General features: G+C 34.8%; 2 protein-coding genes. Both read left to right on the top strand.

Features of this window, described 5'->3' with window-relative positions:
* A partial coding sequence (locus AMO08_RS02365) for a glycine cleavage T C-terminal barrel domain-containing protein (RefSeq protein ID WP_143323798.1) occupies positions 1 to 225 on the top strand: 225 nt, incomplete at its 5' end.
* A partial coding sequence (locus AMO08_RS02360; protein WP_425304631.1) for an electron transfer flavoprotein subunit beta/FixA family protein occupies positions 225 to 508 on the top strand: 284 nt, incomplete at its 3' end. The genes AMO08_RS02365 and AMO08_RS02360, both read left to right, overlap by 1 nt.

The following is a 508-nucleotide window of genomic DNA, read 5'->3' as shown; positions in this document are numbered from 1 at the left end:
GTATTAGGAAATAATCCTATTTTTAAAGATGGAAAAGTTGTTGGAAGAGCAACTGGAGGTGAATTTGGATTTAGATTAGATAAATCAATAGCTCTTGCAATGGTTAAGCCAGATTGTTCAAATGTGGGCGACAAATTACAAGTTGATATATTAGGTGAAATGTACGACGCTACTGTCTTAGATGAAAGTCCTTACGATTCAGAAAATAATTTATTGAGAGCTTAATGAAAATTTTAGTAGCTGTAAAAAGAGTTATTGATTACAACGTTCAAATAAGAGTTAAAGAAGATGGAACTGGTGTAGTTACAGACAATGTTAAAATGTCAACTAATCCTCCTGATGACAATGCAATAGAGGAAGCTGTAAAAATCAAAGAAGCAGGTAAAGCTACTGAAGTAGTTGCTGTAACCGTGGGTGAAGAAAAAGCTCAAGAAACAGTTAGGAAAGCTTTAGCGGTTGGTGCGGACAGAGGTATTCATGTTAAAGTCGATGGAATTTTAGAACCACT

The sequence above is a fragment of the Candidatus Pelagibacter communis genome (genome assembly GCF_001180205.1).
Classification (GTDB): Bacteria; Pseudomonadota; Alphaproteobacteria; order Pelagibacterales; family Pelagibacteraceae; genus Pelagibacter; species Pelagibacter ubique_O.
The sequence above is the reverse complement of the archived record's forward strand: the minus strand, read 5'-3'. Positions and strand labels throughout refer to the sequence as shown.